The following is an 18,914-nucleotide window of genomic DNA, read 5'->3' as shown; positions in this document are numbered from 1 at the left end:
GCGGTGTTGCGGCTTATCCTGTGGTGAGGGGGCTTGCTCCCGATGCGGTGTGTCAGCCAGTTAGCAGGTGGCTGACACCCCGTATCGGCAGCAAGCCCCCTCGCCACAGGGGTTTTGCGGTGCTGCTTGTGCAGGAGCGAAAGGCCCGCCCAGCCGCCATCAAATCTCCAGAATGCCGGAAGCCATGAACCCCCCATCCACCGGAATCACATGCCCGCTGATATAGGACGCATCATCCGAGGCCAGAAACGCTACCGCTCCGGCCATCTCCGCCGGCGTGCCGTAGCGCTTGAGCGGCACTGCGCGGGCATAGGACGCTCGCGTCTCGGGTGAGTGCAGGACTTGTGTCAACGGCGTGTCCACGGGCCCCGGGGCAATGCCGTTGACGGTGATGCCATACTCCGCCAACTCGATCGCCATCTGCTTGGTCAGGCCTATCACCGCTGCCTTCGAAGTGCCATAGGCGGTGCGCCCGGCGCTGGCGCGCATGCCGCTGATGGAGGCGACGTTGACGATCCGCCCCCAGCCGCTGCTGCGCATCAGCCGCGCCGCGTGTTGCCCGCACAGCAGGGTGCCGGTGAGGTTGATGTCGAGCACGCGCTGCCAGTTGTCCAGCGGGTAGTCGATAAAGGGCAGGGTCTTGGCGATGCCGGCGTTGTTGACCAGCACGTCGCAGCGGCCGTGGCTGCGTTCGAGGTCGGCGAAGACGCTGGCGATGGATTCCGGGTTGCCGACGTCGATGGCCATGGCCAGGGCTTCGATGCCGCTGGCGCGCAGGCCGGCGACCATCTCTTCGGCGGCGGCCAGGTTGATATCGGCCACCACCACGGTGTGGCCGTCCTCGCCGAGGCGCTGGGCGATGGCAGCGCCGATGCCCATGGCGGCGCCGGTCACCAAGGCAACGCGGCCAACGGCGGATTGACGATATTGCTGGGCTGCTTGAGTCATGAGGTTGCTCTCTTTTGTATTTATTCAGGGCGTAGCGATGCCGTCGGGGCTCGCGCCGCGATGCGGGAATCGGTATCGAATTCGTCGGGGGCAAGCCCCCTCGCTACAAGGTCAGCGGTTAATCATGTGGCTCGTCTGCGAAAAGAGTCCGGCCATCGCGGGCTACAAAAAGCCGATGGAAATCCATGGGAAGCACGCGACGATGATCAGCGCCACGATCAGCGCCGCCAGGTAACTCCAGACCTTGCGAATGACGTTGTCCGAGCTCACCTTGCTGATCGCGCAGGCAGCATAGAAACCCACCCCCAGCGGCGGCGCGAACAGGCCGATGCCCATGGCCAGGATCACCACCATGGCGTAATGCACCGGATGGATACCGAGCATCTCCGCCAGCGGGAACATCAAGGGCCCGAACAGCACGATGGCCGGGATGCCTTCGAGCACGCTGCCGAGGATCAGGAAGGTGACGATGGTCACCAGCATGAAGGTGATCTTGCCGCCCGGCAGGTCGGCGATGATGTCCACCAGGTTGGCCGAGAAGCCCGACTGGGTCAGCGCCCAGGCCATGGCCGAAGCCATGCCGATGATCAACAGGATCGACCCGGACAGCGCCGCCGCTTCGAGCATCATCGGGTACACGCGCTTGAATTCGATATGGCGCATGAACAGGTGCATCACCAGTCCGACCATCACCACATAGGCCACGCCGATGGTCGACACCTCGGTCGCCGTGGCCGCGCCTTCGAGCACGGCGATGCGGATCAGCAGCGGCAGGGCCAGGGCCGGCAGGGCGATGCAGAAGGTCTTGAACACGGTGCCCATGGGCGCGCGGGCGACGTCCGGCTTGGCCTCCTTGCGCGAGCGCCACCAGCACACCAGGGCGATGACCACGGTGCCGACCACGGCCGGCATCAGCCCGCCGATGAACAGGGCGGTGATCGACACGCTGCACACCGCGCCGATGGTGATCAGCACCAGGCTCGGCGGGATGGTCTCGGTCATCGCGCCGGTCGCCGCCAGCAGCGCGGCCAGCTCTTCAGGTTTGGAGCCGCGCTTTTTCATTTCCGGGAACAGCGCCGGGGCGACGGCGGCCATGTCGGCGACCTTGGAGCCGGAAATCCCCGACACCAGAAACATCGCCCCCAGCAGCACGTACTGCAAACCGCCGCGCACGTGGCCGAGCAGCGAGGCCATGAAATCGATCAGGGTCCTGGCCATGCCCGACAGCTGCAACACCACCCCGAGCATGACGAACAGCGGCACGGCCAGCAGCACCATGTGCGACATGCCTTCGTCCATGCGGCTGACGACGATGGACATCGGCGCATGGGTGACCAGCGCCAGGTAGGCCATGGTCGCGGTGCCGAACGCGAACGCGATAGGGATGCCGCCGAACACGCAAGCGCCCAGCAGCACCATGAAGAACACCACCAGGTTGAAATTGCCGATCTTTCCGAGCAACGGCTGGGCCAGCCACAAAACCCCTGCCACCGCGGCTATCAGCAGCAAACCGCCGGCGAACTGGCGCACCGTGGTGCAGCGCGCCATGCGCGCCACCGCGGCCAGCAGCATCAGCACCGCACCCACCGGCAACGCTGCCGCGCGCAAGCCGTCGGGAATGCCCAGGGCGGGTGTGGTGATGACCATCTGTTCGGTGGCGTGATGCATGGCCGGGGTGATGATCATCGCCACGAAAATGCACACGATCATCGCCGACAGTGTCTCGCTGAAGCCGCGCCAGTTGGCGGGCAGCTTGTTGACGATAGCCGACATGCGCATGTGCTCGCCGCGATCGAGGGCCAGCACCGCGCCGAACATCGCCAGCCAGATGAACAGCGAGGACGCCAGTTCATCCGACCACATCAACGGGCTGTGCAGCAGGTAGCGGGAAATCACGCCGGCCAGCAGCACACCGGTTTCGACCACCATCAGCACCACGGCCAGCAAGCCGACGATGCGCATCGCCCAACGGTTGAGGCAGATCAGCACCCGGGCCGGCAGGCGCGATGAAGCAACGGAGGCCGAAGCGACATGGGTGTTCATGCCAGCTTCCCGGAGTACTTCTCGAGAATGGCCCAGGCCTCGTCACCGAATTTTTCTTTCCATTCGCCGTAGTAGTTGGCCGCCGCCAGCTTGGCGCGGAACGGCTCCGGTGGCGCCTCGACGATTTCCAGGCCCTTGCCCTTGAGGGTGTCGCGGATGCTGCTTTGCAACTTGGCCAGATCGTCACGCTGGGCGAGGATGCCGGCGTTGATGTGCTTGGTGACGATCGCCTGTTGTTCGGCCGAGAGCTTGGAGAACTTCTCCTTGTTGCCGAGCATCCAGAAGCCGTCCCACACGTGATTGGTCAGCGAGCAGTACTTTTGCACCTCGTAGAGCTTGGCCGAGTCCACCAGGGTCAGCGGATTTTCCTGGCCTTCGACGATTTTGGTCTGCAGCGCCGAATAGACCTCGGCGAAGTTGATGGCAGTCGGCGCGGCGTCGAAAGCCTTGAACAGCGACGTGAGAATCGGACTGGGCGGCACGCGCAGCTTCATGTCCTTCAAGGCTTCTGGGGTGGCCACCGGGCGAGTGCTGGTGGTGGTCACGCGGTAGCCGTTGTCCCACATCTTTTCGAAGGCGAACAGCTTGCCGTCATCGACCTTGGCGATTTCACCGCGGACATAGGCGCCCAGGTCGCCGTCCATGGCCTGCCAGACGGTGTCGTAGTCCTTGAAGGCGAAGCCGATGGCGCTGATCTGGACCTTGGGCGCCAGGGTGCCAAGGATCACCGGCGACAACGAGAACAGATCGACTGCGCCGGAGCGGACCTGCGCCAGGGTGTCGGTATCGCTGCCCAGCTGGCTGCTGGGGAACACCTGCAGGATGACCTGACCGTCGGTCTCGTCCTTGATGGCCTTGGCCATCTTGCGCGCCTGCACGTTCATCGGGTGGGTCAGGGGCAGGTTGTTGGCGTACTTGAGGGTGATGACATCGGCGCCAAGGCTGCTCGAGCTGTACAGCCCGAGGCTTCCTGCCGCCGCAGCCGCCGAAGCGAGGGACGCGGTCTTGAGGAAGCTGCGGCGCGAGAAATCTGCCATGTGGGACTCTCCATTGTTTTTGTTGTTGTAGTGATCTGCCGATCGCGGCTGAACGATCCAGGTAATTGGGTATAGCAAATCAGATGCCAGTCGGGGCATGGCCAGTTGCCGGTAAGCGGCGATGCGCCGTCCCGGGGGCTAACTCGCTGTTAATTCAATGCTTTTAGAGTTTGTTGCTGTTTATGTCTGCGCTGTAGCGAAGGCCCGCAAGGCGACAGGTGTCTCCTTGAGTGTCACCGCTCAGGCCCTCAGGGAGACACTTGTCGGTGTCACCCCCAACCGCGGTGACACTGCTGTAACCCCCGTGCCATCGGGCTTCAGGCATAACGTGCGAGCTTGGCACCGCTCTTGCTATCGCCCTTGCAACAACTCTAACAAAGGGGCCACCCCATGCATTCGCCTGTTATCACCGGCTGGTATCACTCGCCGTTCGGCAAGTTCGATCAGATAGACCCCGAGCAGATGATGGCCGACGCCGCCATCGCCGCACTGCAGCATGCCGGCCTCGACGCCGAGCAGATCGACTCGGTACACGTCGGGCATTTCAACGCCGGGTTCCTCTATCAGGATTTTCCTTCGACGCTGCTCGCCAACCATATCCCGGCGCTGCGCTTCACCCCGGCGGTGCGGGTCGAGAACGCCTGTTCCACCGGCTCGGCGGCGATTCACTCGGCGCTGCAGTCGGTGCTCAGCGGCCAGGCCAGGCATGCCTTGGTGGTGGGCTTCGAGAAGATGAACACGCTGCCCACCGCCGAGGTCGGCAGGATCTTGCTCAAATGCTGCTACACCCGTGAAGAGGCCGAGATCGAAGGCGGCTTTGCCGGGGTGTTCGGGGTGATCGCTCAGGATTACTTCGACCGCTACGGCGACCAGTCCGATGCGCTGGCGATGATCGCCGCGAAGAACCACGCCAACGGCGCGCTGAATCCGTTCGCCCACATGCGCCGCGATTTCGGCTACGACTTCTGCCGCACGCCGTCGGAGAAAAACCCCTTCGTGGCCGGCCCGCTCAAGCGCACCGACTGCTCGTTGATCACCGATGGCGCTGCGGCGCTGGTGATCAGCCGTGAAGACCTGGCCGGTGAGCGGCCGCAGGCGATCCGCTTTCGCGCGGCGGTGCAGGTCAACGACTACATGCCGCTGTCGCGCCGCGACCCGACCTGGTTCGAAGGCGCCTCGCGGGCCTGGCAGCAGGCCCTGCAGGAAGCGCAGTTGAGCCTAGCTGACCTGTCGCTGGTCGAGACCCACGACTGCTTCACCATCGCCGAGCTGCTGGAGTACGAGGCCATGGGCCTGGCCGAGCGCGGCCAGGGCGCGCGGGTGATTCAGGAGGGCATCAGCCGCAAGGACGGGCGTCTGCCGATCAACCCCTCGGGCGGGCTCAAGTCCAAGGGCCACCCGATCGGTGCCACCGGGGTATCGATGCACGTCATGGCGGCCATGCAGCTCAGCGGCCAGGCCGGCGACATGCAGCTGCCGGTGGCCGACCGCGCCGGGGTGTTCAACATGGGCGGTGCGGCCGTGACCAACTACGTCAGCATCCTGGAGTCGATCAAGTGAGCCAGCTCAATACCGGTATCGATAACGTCATGAACCTGGGCGAGCTGCTGGCTCAGGTGGCGCGCCGCTACCCCGATGCGCCGGGGTTCATTCGCGGCGAGCAGCAGGTGTCGTGGTCACAGATCGCCGAGCGGGTCGACAGCGTCGCGGCGGCCTTGCGCGCGCGTGGGCTGGTCAAGGGCGACAAGCTGCTGGTGCACTCGCGCAATAACCTGGCGCTGTTCGAGAGCGCCTGGGTGGCGTTCCGCCTGGGCGTGGTGTGGGTGCCGACCAACGTGCGCATCACCCCGCCGGAGGCCGCTTACCTGGGCAGCTCCAGCGGTGCGGTGGCGATGCTCTACGACGACGGCTTCGCGCACTATGTCGAAGCCGTGCAGGCCGCGTCGCCGGCCTTGCAGCAGGTGATCGCCATCGGCCAGCCACGGCCCGGCGAGCTCAGTTACGACGGCTTGCTGGCAGAAGGCGCCAGCTTGCGCGCGGCGTTCCGCCCGGCCGAGGTCACCTATCACGACCCGCTGTGGTTCTTCTACACCTCGGGCACCACCGGCCACCCCAAGGCCGGCATCCTCACCCACGGCCAGATGGCCTTCGTCATCACCAACCACATCGCCGACTTGATGCCCGGGCTCAACCATCGCTCGCGCTCGCTGGTGGTGGCGCCGCTGTCCCATGGCGCTGGGATCCATGCCTTGGTCAACGTCGCCCGCGGCGCCGCCAGCGTGCTGCCGGCCGGCGATCGGCTGGACTGCGACGAGGCCTGGCGGCTGGTGCAGGAGCACCGCATCGACAACCTGTTCACCGTGCCGACCATCGTCAAGATGCTCACCGAATGCCCCGAGGTCGACCATTACGATCACAGCAGCCTCAAGTACGTGATCTACGCCGGGGCGCCGATGTACCGCGCCGACCAGCGCCGCGCCCTCAACAAGCTGGGCAAGGTGCTGGTGCAGTACTACGGGCTGGGTGAGGTCACCGGCAACATCACCGTGCTGCCGCCCGAATTCCACGAGGCCGAGGACGTACCCGGCGCCCGCATCGGCACCTGTGGCTTCCCACGTACCGGCATGCAAGTGGCGATTCTCGATGACGACGGCCAGCAGTTGGACCAGGGCCTCGATGGCGAAATCTGCGTGCGCGGGCCGGCGGTGTTCAGCGGCTACTACAACAACCCGCAGGCCAACGAGAAGACCTTCAAGCACGGCTGGTTCCACACCGGCGACCTGGGCCATCTCGATGAAGAAGGCTTTTTGTACATCACCGGGCGGGCGTCGGATATGTACATCTCGGGCGGCTCCAACGTCTATCCGCGGGAGATCGAGGAGGCCTTGCTGACCCATCCGGCGGTCAACGAGGTGGCGGTGCTCGGATTACCCGACGAGAAGTGGGGCGAGTGTGGCTGCGCGGTGATCGTCACTACCGGTGAGGTCAGCGACGCCGAGTTGCTGGCCCATCTGGAGCCGCGGATCGCCCGCTACAAGTGGCCCAAGCAGTTCGTGCGCTGGACCGAGATGCCCAAGTCGGGCTACGGCAAGATCGTCAAGAAGAACATTCGCGTGCTCCTCGAAGAGCGCAAGGAGCTAGCGTAAATGACCCCGCATTTCACTCAGCGTGGCGATGTCCGGACCTTCCATCACGAGGGCGCCCAGCAACTGCCGCGGGTGCTCGATTGCGAGGTGCCGCACAGCGAGGAACTGCGCATCGTGCTGCCACTGGCGACGGCGGTGGGGCCGGAGCTGATCCGGATTCTCTCCGGTCGGCGCTTCAGCAGCGCGGTCGGGCGCATTCTGTGCGGCGGCGCTTCGCACTTGAGCTATCACCGCATGGTCGAGACCGGCTCGGTGGCGCGGCCGTTCGATTACGGCGCGCCGGTGGTGCTGGACGGCTACATCACGTTCATCAGTGGCGCGCTGACGGTCGGCCGCGATCCGGCGGGCAAGCCGCTGCTGCATTGCCACGCCGGCTTTATCGACCGCGAAGGCAACCAGCATGGCGGGCATCTGGTGCTGGACAAGCTGGTGGTGGGCAGTGAGCCGCTGATCATTCGCCTGTGCCTGTTCGATCAGGTGGCGTACCAGCAGCAGCCTGATGACGAAACCCATTTCAATCTGCTTCACCCAGTGATTCAGGAGGCGTCATGAGTGCAGTGATCGAGGAGTCTTCGGTACAGAGCGGCAAGCTCGGGCGCCTGGTGGTGGCGCGGTTGAAGCCCAACGAGGACCTGGTCGAAAGCGCCGAGGCGCTGTGCGCGGCCCATGGCATTCACACGGCGGTTGTGCGAGGCGGGCTGGGCAGTCTGATCGACGCGCGCTTGCAGTATCTGGGGCGCAGCGGCATGAAGACGATTGAAGTGGCGGGCCCGGGGGTGGAGATCCTGAGCATCAGCGGTGAGGTACGCGCGGGGGAGACGCAGTTGCAGGCGGTGGTGGCGGATGCCGATGGCAAGCTGTATGCCGGGCGAATGGAGCGCGGGCATAACCTGTCGTTCATCACCATCGAACTGACGTTGCAGGAGTGGTTGCCGGATTGAGGTTTGCAGATCCACTGACACCACCCCAAATTGCGGTTCTGCAGGGGGGCGGATGATTTGCTGACTGTGGTGAGGGGGCTTGCTCCCGAGAGGCCGGTTCTGACACACCGCGCCCCGCAGGTTCGACCTATCGGGGGCAAGCCCCCTCACTACAGGGTCAAGCCCCCTCACTACAGGGTCAAGCCCCCTCACCACAGCGGAACAATGCCTGCACCGTATACCAGTGGGACCGAGGCCGGTTACAGCTGGCTACGCGCCTTGAACTCGCGACGCCGACGGTGCAGCACCGGCTCGGTATAGCCGTTAGGCTGCTTGGCGCCTTCGATCACCAGCTCCAGCGCCGCCTGGAAGGCGATGTTGCTGTCGAAATCCGGTGCCAGCGGCTTGTACAGCGGGTCGTCGGCGTTCTGCCGGTCGACCACCGGCGCCATGCGCTTGAGGCTCTCGACGATCTGCGCTTCGCTGGCCACGCCATGGCGCAACCAGTTGGCCAGCAGCTGGCTGGAAATCCGCAGCGTGGCGCGGTCTTCCATCAAGCCGATGTCGTTGATGTCCGGCACCTTGGAGCAGCCCACGCCTTGGTCGATCCAGCGCACCACATAGCCGAGGATGCCTTGCGAGTTGTTGTCCAGTTCGTTCTGGATCTCTTCGGCGCTCCAGTCGGTGTTCGGCGCCAGCGGCAGGGTCAGGATGTCGTCCACCGAGGCCGGGGTACGGCTTTTCAGCTCGGCCTGGCGGGCGAACACATCGACCTTGTGATAGTGCAGCGCATGCAGCGCCGCTGCGGTCGGCGAGGGCACCCAGGCGGTGTTGGCGCCGGACAGCGGGTGAGCGATCTTCTGCTCGAGCATGCCCGCCATCAGGTCCGGCATGGCCCACATGCCCTTGCCGATCTGCGCGCGGCCCTGCAGGCCGGTGGCCAGGCCGACGTCGACGTTGTTGTTCTCGTAGGCGCCGATCCATTTTTCCGCCTTCATGGCCGCCTTGCGCACCACCGCGCCGGCTTCCATGGAGGTGTGGATCTCGTCGCCGGTACGGTCGAGGAAACCGGTGTTGATGAACACCACGCGCTCGCGGGCGGCGCGGATGCAGGCCTTGAGGTTGACCGTGGTGCGGCGCTCCTCGTCCATGATCCCGACCTTCAAGGTGTTGCGCTTGAGGTGCAGCACTTCTTCGATGCGCTCGAACAGGGTGTTGGTGAAGGCGGCTTCTTCAGGGCCGTGCATCTTCGGCTTGACGATGTACACCGAGCCGGTGCGGCTGTTGCCGCGCAGCGATTTGCCGTTGAGGTCGTGGATGGCCGCGAGGCTGGTGATGATGCCGTCGAGGATGCCTTCGGGCACTTCATGGCCCTTGCTGTCGAGGATCGCATCGATGGTCATCAGGTGCCCGACGTTGCGGATGAACAGCAGCGAGCGGCCCGGCAGGATCACTTCGCCGCCGTACACGGTGTTGTAGCGCCGATCAGGGTTCATGGTGCGGGTGAAGGTGCTGCCGCCCTTGGTGACGTCTTCGCTCAGGTCGCCCTTCATCAGGCCCAGCCAGTTGCGGTAGATGATCACCTTGTCGTCGGCGTCGACGGCGGCGACCGAGTCTTCGCAGTCCATGATGGTGGTCAGGGCGGCTTCCATCAGCACGTCCTTGACCCCGGCGGCGTCGGTCTGGCCAATGGGGCTGGCGGCGTCGATCTGGATTTCGAAGTGCAGGCCGTGGTGCTTGAGCAGCACGGCGGTCGGCGCGCTGGCCTCACCATGGAAACCGATGAACTGCTTGTCGTCGGCCAGGCCGGTGTTGGAGCCGCCCTTGAGGCTGATCACCAGCTTGCCGTCGATAATCTTGTAGGCGGTGGAGTCGACGTGGGAGCCCGCCGCCAGTGGCGCGGCTTCGTCGAGGAAGGCGCGGGCGAAGGCGATGACCTTGTCGCCGCGGACCTTGTTGTAGCCCGGGCCCTTGCTGGCGCCGTCGGCCTCGCTGATGGCGTCGGTGCCATAGAGGGCGTCGTACAGCGAGCCCCAGCGGGCGTTGGAGGCGTTGAGCGCGAAGCGCGCGTTCATCACTGGCACCACCAGTTGCGGTCCGGCCAGGCGGGCGATCTCATCGTCGACGTTTTCGGTGGTGGCCTGGAAGTCATCCGCCGGCGGCAGCAGGTAGCCGATTTCCTTGAGGAACACCTTGTAGGCGAAGGCGTCATGGGGCTGGCCCCGACGTGCCTTGTGCCAGGTGTCGATCTGCGCCTGCAGCGTGTCGCGTTTGCCCAGCAGGGTGCGGTTCTTGGGAGCGAGGTCGTTGATGATGCTTTCGACGCCGGACCAGAAGTCGTTGGCGCTGAGGCCGGTGCCGGGGATGGCTTCTTCGTTGACGAAATCCAGCAGGACCTTGGCGACCTTAAGGCCACCGACTTGAACGTGTTCAGTCATTGCTTGCCTCACTCTGCGCGGCGTGCGCCGCTGCTTGTATTGACGTCGATCGATTGATGTAGTGCTCGCGTGGCGATACTACATGAACTTTTTGGCATTGGGAAAAAGGGTCTTTTACAGTCCGGATGTGACCGGTTGGTGCTGCTGATCGGGGGCAAGCCCCCTCGCTACAAGTGCACCGGTTTTCGCAATGTGATACGTAAATCCTGTAGCGAGGGGGCTCGCCCCCGAAAATCCTGAACGTCACCACGCGATCGAAAGATTGTTCCATAGATCAAAATAAACTGTATACAATTTTCTGCCCATCAGCCCTGCCTATACTCACCCTCTTCCAACAAGAGGACTGTGCCCATGGACCATCTAGTGTTGACCGTTCTGGCCGCCGACAAGGCCGGCCTGGTGGAAAAAGTCGCACAGTGCATCAGTGAACACAACGGCAACTGGCTCGAAAGCCGGATGGCGCGCATGGCCGGGCAGTTCGCCGGGATCTTGCGCGTGGCGGTACCGGCGCAGTCCTATGACGAACTGGTCAACGCCCTGCAGGCGCTCAAGAGCGACGAGATTCATGTGCAGATTGCAGGTGCGGGGATCGAGCAGTCGTGCACCTGGAAGCCGATCGCCATGGAGCTGGTGGGCAATGATCGGCCGGGCATCGTCCGGGATATCACTCGCCTGCTCAGCCAGCAGGGGGTGAACCTGGAGCGGCTGGTGACTGACGTGCGCCCGGCACCGATGAGCAGCGAGCCGTTGTTCTACGCCGAAGCGATGCTGGCGGTGCCGCTGACGCTGTCGCTGGATGCCTTGCAGGAGCAGTTGGAGACATTGGCGGATGATTTGATGGTGGAGCTGGTGTTGCGGGCCGAGGTTTGAGGGTGTCAGTACCGGCCCCTTCGCCGCCGAACGCGCAGCCCAGCTCCCACAGTGCCAGCAGGGCCGGAGCGTACATTTGTGGGAGCAAGGCTTGCCTGCGAAGGGGCCGGCCCAGTCAACACACTTCTACCTAGAACAACCGCAACGGCTCTTCCTGCAGCGCCGACAGTTGCTCGCGCAGTGCCAGGATCTGATCGCCCCAGTAACGCTCCTGGCCGAACCACGGGAAGCTGCGCGGGAACGCCGGATCGTCCCAGCGGCGCGCCAGCCAGGCGCTGTGGTGCATCAGGCGCAGGGCGCGCAGGGGCTCGATGAGCGCCAGTTCGCGCGGGTTGAAGTCGTGGAATTCACGGTAGCCGTCCATCAGTTCCGACAGCTGCCCCAGGCATTCCTGACGATCGCCGGCCAGCATCATCCACATGTCCTGGACCGCCGGCCCCATGCGGCAGTCATCGAGGTCGACGATATGGAACACCTCGTCGCGGCACATCATGTTGCCGGGGTGGCAATCGCCGTGCATGCGGATGGCCTGATAGGGCGTGTCGCGGTAGGCCTGTTCGACCCGCTTGAGCAGATCGCGGGCCACGGATTCATAGGCCGGCAGCAGGCTGCGTGGGATGAAATCGCCTTCGAGCAGCGTGGTCAACGAGTCATGGCCGAAGTTCTGCACCCCCAGCGCTTCGCGGTGCTCGAACGGTCGCGCGGCGCCCACGGCATGCAGGCGGCCCATCAACTGCCCGAGGCGGTAGAGCTGATCGAGGTTGCCTGGCTCCGGCGCGCGACCGCCACGGCGGGGGAACAACGTGAAGCGAAAGCCGGCGTGCTCGAACAGGGTCTTGCCGTCGTGGGTCATGGGCGCCACCACCGGCACTTCGCAGTCGGCGAGTTCGGCGGTGAAGCTGTGTTCTTCGAGGATGGCCTCGGTGGTCCAGCGGCCGGGCCGGTAGAACTTGGCGATCAGCGGCTCGCCGTCTTCGATACCGACCTGATAGACACGGTTCTCGTAACTGTTGAGGGCCAGAATGCGGGCGTCGCTGAGGAAACCGATGCTTTCGACGGCATCCAGGACCAGGTCGGGCGTGAGGGTATCGAAGGGGTGGGACATACTGACTCCTGCGCCGCGGGCAGGTGGCCGCGTCCGGCCGGTTATGTTAGCGCAGATGACCGGGTAAAGCTGCCGCTGTCGAGTAAGGGGCTCGGCCTGTCGGCCAGGGAGCTACAACTGCGTACCCAGCAGCACGTAGGAGGGGAGGAAGACCACCTTGAGGGTGACGCCTTGGCGTGCATCGATACTCACCAGATGCTGCGCCTCGCTCAAGGCACACAGCGTCTGGCCGTTGCTCAGGCCGATGCGCACTTCGCTGGGGCCTTGGGGATCATCGATGATCTGCTGGACGATCCCGGTCAGGCTGTTGTGGTCCTCCGGGCTCGGCTGGTCGGCAGCCAACAGTTGCAACCAACCGGCCTTGATCAGCGCGACCACCGGGCTGCCGATTTCCAGCGCCAGGCTCAGGGTGCTGTCGTGGGTGATCTGCGCGTCGAGATGCAGATCGCCGCCCAGCGCCAGGCGCACGATGTCGCTGCGCCCGCGGCAATCGATACGTTCCACTGTGCCCTGCAACTGATTGCGCGCGCTGGTGCGCAACATCAAACGGCCTAGCAGGTCGAGGTCGCTGGCCTCTTCGGCGGCTTCCAGCACCTGGGCCTGCAGGGCTTGCAGCTTCTGATACAGGCGCAGGACCCGTTCGCCGTCTGCCGACAAGCGAGCGCCGCCACCGCCTTTGCCACCGATGCTGCGTTCCACCAGCGGGGCCAGATTGTTCAGCTCGTCGATCGCGTCCCAGGCGCCCTTGTAACTCATGCCGGCGCTCTTCGCGGCGCGGGTGATCGAGCCCTGTTCGGCGATGTGCCGCAACAGCTCGATGCGCTGCGGGCGGCGGGCGAGGTACTGGGAGAGCAGGGTGGGCAGGGGCATGGCAGCGGGTCTTGGCAGCGAGAAAGTGCCGACGGTGCTCGCCCCGCAGTGGCAAGTCAAGGCCGTGGCGTGCCTTGGCTCGGCCGTTCCTCGGGCTTGGCCGTACGCGCCAGGCAATACACGTCGACCCGCACGGCGCCTGCGCGTCTCAACAGCAGCGCCAATGCCTGCGCCGTGGCACCGGTGGTCATCACATCATCGACGATCGCCACGTGCAGCCCGCGTACCAACGCCTTGTCGGCCAAGGCAAAGGCACTGTGCAGATTCTGCCGCCGCGCCGCCGCGTCCAGTTCCTGTTGCGCCCGAGTAGCATGGGGACGCAGCAGCAGGCGGTCGTCACAGCGGATCTGCAGCAACGGCGACAGCCAGTGAGCGAGCATCTGCGCCTGATTGAAACCACGTTTGCGCAGACGCTGGCGAGCCATGGGCACCGGCAACAAGCGCTGGGGACGCGGCAGCCCGTCGGCGAAGCCCTGCAGCAGCCAGCGCGCCAGGCCCTCGGCGAGCATGCGCCCGAGCGGCCACTGGGCGTTGTGCTTGAAGCGGGTGATCAAGGTATCGATCGGAAAGCCGTAAAACCACGGTGCCTCGACCCTGGCGAAGGCCGGAGCCTTGCGTCGGCACGGTCCGCACTCGAGGCCGGACATGGCCAGCGGCAGGGCGCAGATTTCGCAGCGTTCATCGAGCCAGGGCAGTTCTTGCTCGCACTCGCCGCAGAGTGGGTAGGGGTTGCTCGTCGCTTCATCGCAGAGCAAACAGGATTGGTTAATATTTGACCAGGTGTAAACCTTGTTGATCAGAGATGGTTGACAGTCCATGCGTCTTCCTTAACTATGCCGCTTATCCGTGTCATGGCTGTGGGTATTCCCTTCCCGCCGCCGTTCAGCCCAGCATAAACAAGGAATCGCCGATGAGCGCCAGCATCACTGCAACTACTCGTCACGACTGGTCTCTGGCCGAGGTCAAAGCACTGTTCGTCCAGCCCTTCAACGACTTGTTGTTCCAGGCGCAAACCGTTCACCGCGCGCATTTCGACGCCAATCGCGTGCAAGTCTCCACGCTGCTGTCGATCAAGACCGGCGCCTGCCCGGAAGATTGCAAATATTGTCCGCAGTCCGGCCACTACAACACCGGGCTCGAGAAAGAAAAGCTCATGGAAGTGCAGAAGGTCCTCGAAGAGGCCGCTCGTGCCAAGGCCATCGGCTCGACGCGCTTCTGCATGGGCGCCGCCTGGAAGCATCCTTCGGCCAAGGACATGCCCTACGTGCTGAAGATGGTTGCCGGGGTCAAGGCCATGGGCCTGGAAACCTGCATGACCCTGGGCAAGCTCGACCTGGAGCAGACCCAGGCATTGGCCGAGGCCGGGCTGGACTACTACAACCACAACCTCGACACCTCGCCGGAGTTCTACGGCAGCATCATCACCACCCGCACTTACGGTGAGCGCCTGCAGACCCTGGCCTACGTGCGCGACGCCGGCATGAAGATCTGCTCCGGCGGCATCCTCGGCATGGGCGAGTCGCTGGACGACCGCGCTGGCCTGCTGATTCAACTGGCCAACCTGCCAGAGCACCCGGAATCGGTGCCGATCAACATGCTGGTCAAGGTCAAGGGCACGCCGCTGGAAAACGCCGACGACGTCGATCCGTTCGACTTCATCCGCATGCTCGCGGTCGCGCGGATCATGATGCCGCAGTCCCACGTGCGCTTGTCCGCCGGCCGCGAAGCCATGAACGAGCAGATGCAGGCCCTGGCGTTCTTCGCTGGCGCCAATTCGATTTTCTACGGCGACAAGCTGCTGACCACCGCCAACCCGCAGGCAGACAAGGACATGCAACTGTTCGCGCGCCTGGGCATCCAGCCCGAAGCCGGTTATGAGCATGCCGACGAAGTGCACCAGGCGGCCATCGAGCAGGCGCTGGTGGAGCAAAAGAGCAGTGAGCTGTTCTATGACGCAGCGGTCTGAGCCACTACCCCTTACTCTGTAGTGAGGGGGCTTGCCCCCGAAAAGTGAATCAGCACCCTCAATGTGACTGACCCACCGCAGCCGGGGGCAAGCCCCCTCGCTACAGGATTCGATTTCAGAGACTGAACATGTCCTTGGATTTGCGCGCTCGCCTCGACGAGCGCCGCGCCGCCGATCTGTATCGCCAGCGCCCGCTCCTGCAGAGCCCGCAAGGGCCGCAGGTGGTGGTCGACGGCCAGGCGCTGATCGCCTTCTGCAACAACGACTACCTGGGCCTGGCCAATCACCCCGAGGTGATCAAGGCCTGGCAGGCCGGCGCCGAGCGCTGGGGCGTCGGCGGTGGCGCTTCGCATCTGGTGATCGGCCACAGCGGCCCCCATCACGCCCTCGAAGAAGCCCTGGCCGAACTCACCGGCCGGCCCCGCGCACTGCTGTTCACCACCGGCTACATGGCCAACCTGGGCACGGTCACCGCGCTGGTCGGGCAGGGCGACACCGTGCTGCAGGATCGCCTCAACCATGCCTCGTTGCTGGACGCCGGCCTGCTCAGCGGCGCGCGCTTCAGTCGCTATCTGCACAACGATGCACACAGCCTGAGTGCGCGGCTCGACAAAGCCGTGGGCGACACGCTGGTGGTCACCGACGGCGTGTTCAGCATGGATGGCGATGTCGCGGATCTGCCCGCGCTGGCCAAGGTCGCCAAGGCCCGTAGCGCCTGGTTGATGGTCGATGACGCCCATGGCTTCGGCACCCTGGGGGCCAATGGCGGCGGTGTGGTCGAGCATTTCGGTCTGACCCAGGACGATGTGCCGGTGCTGATCGGCACCCTCGGCAAGGGCTTCGGCACTGCGGGGGCCTTTGTGGCCGGCAGTGACGACTTGATCGAAGCGCTGGTGCAGTTCGCCCGTCCCTACATTTACACCACCAGCCAGCCGCCTGCGCTGGCCTGCGCAACGCTCAAGAGCCTCGAACTGCTGCGCACCGAGCATTGGCGCCGTGAGCATCTGGCGCGCTTGATCGCGCAGTTCCGCCAGGGCGCCGAGGCGCTCGGGCTGAGCCTGATGGACAGCTTCACGCCGATCCAGCCGATCATGATCGGCAGCAGCGCCCGCGCCCTGAAGCTGTCGAAGATGCTCCGCGAGCGCGGCCTGCTGGTCACCGCCATTCGCCCGCCGACCGTGCCCAACGGCAGCGCCCGCCTGCGCGTGACGCTGTCGGCGGCCCACAGCCAGGCCCAGGTGCAGCTATTGTTGAACGCATTGGCCGAGTGCTATCCGCTGCTGGAGCCCGACGATGCGTGACCGCTTGATTCTGTTGCCGGGCTGGGGCCTGGGTGTCGCGCCGCTGCAACCGCTGGCGGCGGCCTTGCAGGGGTTGGATGAGCACCTGCGCGTGGACATCGAGCCGTTGCCCAACCTGGAGTGCCATGACGTCGAGGAGTGGCTCGACGAGCTCGACGCGACGTTGCCGCTGGACACCTGGCTGGGTGGCTGGTCGCTGGGCGGCATGCTCGCCACCGAGCTGGCGGCGCGCCGTGGCGAACGCTGCTGCGGGCTGCTGACGCTGGCCAGCAACACCTGCTTCGTGGCGCGTGAGGACTGGCCACACGCCATGAGCCGCGAGCTGTTCGAGGCGTTCCTCGCCGGGTGCCAGGATTCGCCGCGGCAGACGCTCAAGCGCTTCAGCCTGCTGTGTGCGCAAGGCGCCGTGGAGGATCCGCGCGGCCTGTCGCGGCTGCTGAGTGCCGCAGCGCCGTCGACGGCCTTGGAACCGGGCCTGCAAGTCCTCGCCCGGCTGGACACTCGCGCCGCCCTGCAGGCGTATCGCGGGCCGCAATTGCACCTGTTCGCCGGCGCCGATGCGCTGGTGCCGGCCGAAGTCGCCGGCGAGCTGCTGGCCCTGTTGCCCGACGTCGAAATCGGTCTGATCGAACACGCCAGCCACGCCTTCCCGGTGGAAGACCCGCACGGTGTGGCGGGTGCTATTCAAGCTTTTCTACATGAGTCCGGTGATGACTGATTTGAGTGTGAGCGACGTCAATCGCGTGCAATTGCCCGAGCAGGTGAACAGCCTGCCAGACAAGCGCCAGGTGGCGGCGTCGTTTTCCCGTGCGGCGGCGAGCTATGACAGCGTCGCGCAATTGCAACGAGATGTCGGGCAGGCTTTGCTGGCGCGGTTGCCAGCGGATTGCAACCCGCAGCGGTGGGTCGATCTGGGCAGCGGTACCGGACATTTCAGCCGCGTGCTGGCCGAGCGTTTCCCGCAGGCCCAAGGCGTGGCGGTGGACATCGCCGAAGGCATGCTGCGCCATGCGCGCAGTCTCGGCGGTGCGCAGCAGTACATCGTCGGCGATGCCGAGCAATTGCCGTTGGCGGACGCCAGTTGCGACCTGCTGTTTTCGAGCCTGGCGGTGCAGTGGTGCGGTGACTTCGCCGCGGTGCTGGCCGAGGCCGGGCGGGTGCTGCGCCCGGGGGGCATCATGGCCTTCGCCAGCCTGTGCGACGGCACGCTGTTCGAGTTGCGTGACAGTTGGCGCGCGGTGGATTGCGGCGTGCACGTCAATCGCTTCCGACCGCTGGCGCGTTATGAGCAACTGTGTGCCGACAGTGCCCTGCGGGTGCTGGCCTTGGCGGCGGTACCCCACGTCTTGCATTACCCCGACGTGCGCGACCTGACCCACGAGCTCAAGGCCCTGGGCGCGCACAATATCAACCCCGGGCGCCCGGGTGGCCTGACCGGCCGCCAGCGCATCAAAGGGCTGATCGATGCCTATGAAACCCTGCGCCAGCCCGCCGGGCTGCCCGCGACCTATCAAGTGATCTATGGGGTGATGCACAAGCCTGCCTCGGGAGTTCGTACATGAGCGCCGCATTTTTCATCGCCGGTACCGATACCGATGTCGGCAAGACCACAGTCGCGGCCGGCCTGCTGCATGCCGCCAGGCTCAACGGCCACAGCACCCTGGGGGCCAAGCCTGTGGCCTCGGGCTGCGAGGTGACCCCCAAGGGCCTGCGCAACAGTGACGCCTTGGCGTTGATCGCTGAAAGCTCGATCCAATTGCCTTATGCACAGGTCAACCCATTCGCCTTCGAGCCGGCCATCGCCCCCCATCTGGCGGCGCGGGAAGCCGGCGTCGCGCTGAACGTGCAGGGGTTGCTGGCGCCGATGCGGCATATTCTCGCGCAGCAGGCGGACTTCACCTTGATCGAAGGCGCGGGCGGCTGGCGTGTGCCCCTGTCGGATCAGGCCAATCTGTCCGACCTGGCCATGGCGCTCAAGCTGCCGGTGATTCTGGTGGTGGGGGTGCGGCTGGGCTGTATCAGCCACGCGCTGCTGAGCGCCGAGGCCATCGCCCGTGACGGGCTGCAGCTGGCGGGGTGGGTGGCGAACGTCATCGACCCCAAGACCTCCCGGCTGGAGGAGAACCTCGCGACCCTGGCCGAGCGGCTGCCAGCACCGTGTCTGGGCCGGGTGCCGCATTTGAAGGGGGCATCGGCGCAGGCGGTGGCGGACTACATCCAGCTGGACCTTCTTGAGCTTTAATCGGATCTGCGCGCTGCGTCACAGACCG

The 18,914-nt window shown here is 65.0% G+C and carries 17 protein-coding genes; 10 read left to right on the top strand and 7 right to left on the bottom strand.

The annotated features are described in order from the left end of the window. Nucleotides 1–159: 159 nt before the first annotated feature. The 3 genes from AC3WJP_RS20410 to AC3WJP_RS20400 form a co-directional block, all read right to left on the bottom strand. Nucleotides 160–948, bottom strand: a complete 789-nt coding sequence (locus AC3WJP_RS20410; protein ID WP_493722406.1) for an SDR family NAD(P)-dependent oxidoreductase — start codon at nt 946–948, stop codon at nt 160–162. A gap of 162 nt (nt 949–1,110) precedes the next feature. Next, on the bottom strand, nt 1,111–2,991 hold the full coding sequence (locus AC3WJP_RS20405; protein WP_493722405.1) for a TRAP transporter large permease: 1,881 nt from the start codon (nt 2,989–2,991) through the stop codon (nt 1,111–1,113). Continuing rightward, nucleotides 2,988–4,028, bottom strand: a complete 1,041-nt coding sequence (locus AC3WJP_RS20400) for a TRAP transporter substrate-binding protein (protein ID WP_493722404.1) — start codon at nt 4,026–4,028, stop codon at nt 2,988–2,990. The genes AC3WJP_RS20405 and AC3WJP_RS20400 overlap by 4 nt, the downstream gene beginning before the upstream one ends. Before the next feature lie 390 nt (nt 4,029–4,418). On the opposite strand from AC3WJP_RS20400, the gene AC3WJP_RS20395 reads away from it, so the two are divergent. From AC3WJP_RS20395 to AC3WJP_RS20380, 4 genes are read left to right on the top strand one after another with little or no spacing between them, the layout of a single operon-like run. Next, nucleotides 4,419–5,588, top strand: coding sequence for an acetyl-CoA acetyltransferase (locus AC3WJP_RS20395; RefSeq protein WP_493722403.1), 1,170 nt, complete (start codon nt 4,419–4,421; stop codon nt 5,586–5,588). Then, complete coding sequence (locus AC3WJP_RS20390) at nt 5,585–7,174, top strand: acyl-CoA synthetase (RefSeq protein WP_493722402.1); 1,590 nt, start codon at nt 5,585–5,587, stop codon at nt 7,172–7,174. The genes AC3WJP_RS20395 and AC3WJP_RS20390 overlap by 4 nt, the downstream gene beginning before the upstream one ends. Next, entirely contained in the window at nt 7,175–7,726 is a 552-nt protein-coding gene (locus AC3WJP_RS20385) for a PPC domain-containing DNA-binding protein (RefSeq protein WP_493722401.1), read from the top strand. After that, nucleotides 7,723–8,115 (top strand): PPC domain-containing DNA-binding protein, encoded by a 393-nt coding sequence (locus tag AC3WJP_RS20380; protein WP_493722400.1) that lies wholly within the window; start codon nt 7,723–7,725, stop codon nt 8,113–8,115. The genes AC3WJP_RS20385 and AC3WJP_RS20380 overlap by 4 nt, the downstream gene beginning before the upstream one ends. A gap of 239 nt (nt 8,116–8,354) precedes the next feature. Here AC3WJP_RS20380 and AC3WJP_RS20375 read toward each other — a convergent pair whose 3' ends face one another. Beyond that, nucleotides 8,355–10,532 (bottom strand): malate synthase G, encoded by a 2,178-nt coding sequence (locus AC3WJP_RS20375; protein WP_493722399.1) that lies wholly within the window; start codon nt 10,530–10,532, stop codon nt 8,355–8,357. A gap of 351 nt (nt 10,533–10,883) precedes the next feature. On the opposite strand from AC3WJP_RS20375, the gene AC3WJP_RS20370 reads away from it, so the two are divergent. Further along, nucleotides 10,884–11,402 (top strand): glycine cleavage system transcriptional repressor, encoded by a 519-nt coding sequence (locus tag AC3WJP_RS20370; protein ID WP_493722398.1) that lies wholly within the window; start codon nt 10,884–10,886, stop codon nt 11,400–11,402. Between the two features lie 130 nt (nt 11,403–11,532). Here the strand turns inward: AC3WJP_RS20370 and AC3WJP_RS20365 are convergent, their stop codons facing one another. From AC3WJP_RS20365 to AC3WJP_RS20355, 3 genes are all read right to left on the bottom strand, one after another. Beyond that, nucleotides 11,533–12,507: a serine/threonine protein kinase gene (locus AC3WJP_RS20365; protein WP_493722397.1), complete on the bottom strand. Its 975-nt coding sequence runs from the start codon at nt 12,505–12,507 to the stop codon at nt 11,533–11,535. A 111-nt stretch (nt 12,508–12,618) separates the two neighbouring features. After that, entirely contained in the window at nt 12,619–13,377 is a 759-nt protein-coding gene (locus tag AC3WJP_RS20360; RefSeq protein ID WP_493722396.1) for a TOBE domain-containing protein, read from the bottom strand. A 56-nt stretch (nt 13,378–13,433) separates the two neighbouring features. Further along, nucleotides 13,434–14,195: a ComFC family protein gene (locus tag AC3WJP_RS20355; RefSeq protein WP_493722395.1), complete on the bottom strand. Its 762-nt coding sequence runs from the start codon at nt 14,193–14,195 to the stop codon at nt 13,434–13,436. A 92-nt stretch (nt 14,196–14,287) separates the two neighbouring features. On the opposite strand from AC3WJP_RS20355, the gene bioB reads away from it, so the two are divergent. The 5 genes from bioB (at nt 14,288) to bioD (ending at nt 18,886) form a co-directional block, all read left to right on the top strand. After that, nucleotides 14,288–15,343, top strand: a complete 1,056-nt coding sequence (gene bioB / locus AC3WJP_RS20350) for a biotin synthase BioB (protein ID WP_493722394.1) — start codon at nt 14,288–14,290, stop codon at nt 15,341–15,343. A 128-nt stretch (nt 15,344–15,471) separates the two neighbouring features. Then, on the top strand, nt 15,472–16,644 hold the full coding sequence (gene bioF, locus AC3WJP_RS20345; protein ID WP_493722393.1) for an 8-amino-7-oxononanoate synthase: 1,173 nt from the start codon (nt 15,472–15,474) through the stop codon (nt 16,642–16,644). Next, nucleotides 16,637–17,362 carry an alpha/beta fold hydrolase gene (locus AC3WJP_RS20340; RefSeq protein ID WP_493722392.1) on the top strand — a complete coding sequence of 242 codons (726 nt, stop codon included), beginning with the start codon at nt 16,637–16,639 and terminating at the stop codon, nt 17,360–17,362. The genes bioF and AC3WJP_RS20340 overlap by 8 nt, the downstream gene beginning before the upstream one ends. Beyond that, a complete protein-coding gene (gene bioC / locus AC3WJP_RS20335) occupies nt 17,355–18,206 on the top strand; it encodes a malonyl-ACP O-methyltransferase BioC (protein WP_493722391.1) in 852 nt (283 codons plus the stop codon). The genes AC3WJP_RS20340 and bioC overlap by 8 nt, the downstream gene beginning before the upstream one ends. Then, on the top strand, nt 18,203–18,886 hold the full coding sequence (gene bioD, locus AC3WJP_RS20330) for a dethiobiotin synthase (protein ID WP_493722390.1): 684 nt from the start codon (nt 18,203–18,205) through the stop codon (nt 18,884–18,886). The genes bioC and bioD overlap by 4 nt, the downstream gene beginning before the upstream one ends. Nucleotides 18,887–18,914: the final 28 nt, after the last annotated feature.

The sequence above is a fragment of the Pseudomonas sp. GW821-FHT01A09 genome, assembly GCF_058986725.1.
The sequence above is the reverse complement of the archived record's forward strand: the minus strand, read 5'-3'. Positions and strand labels throughout refer to the sequence as shown.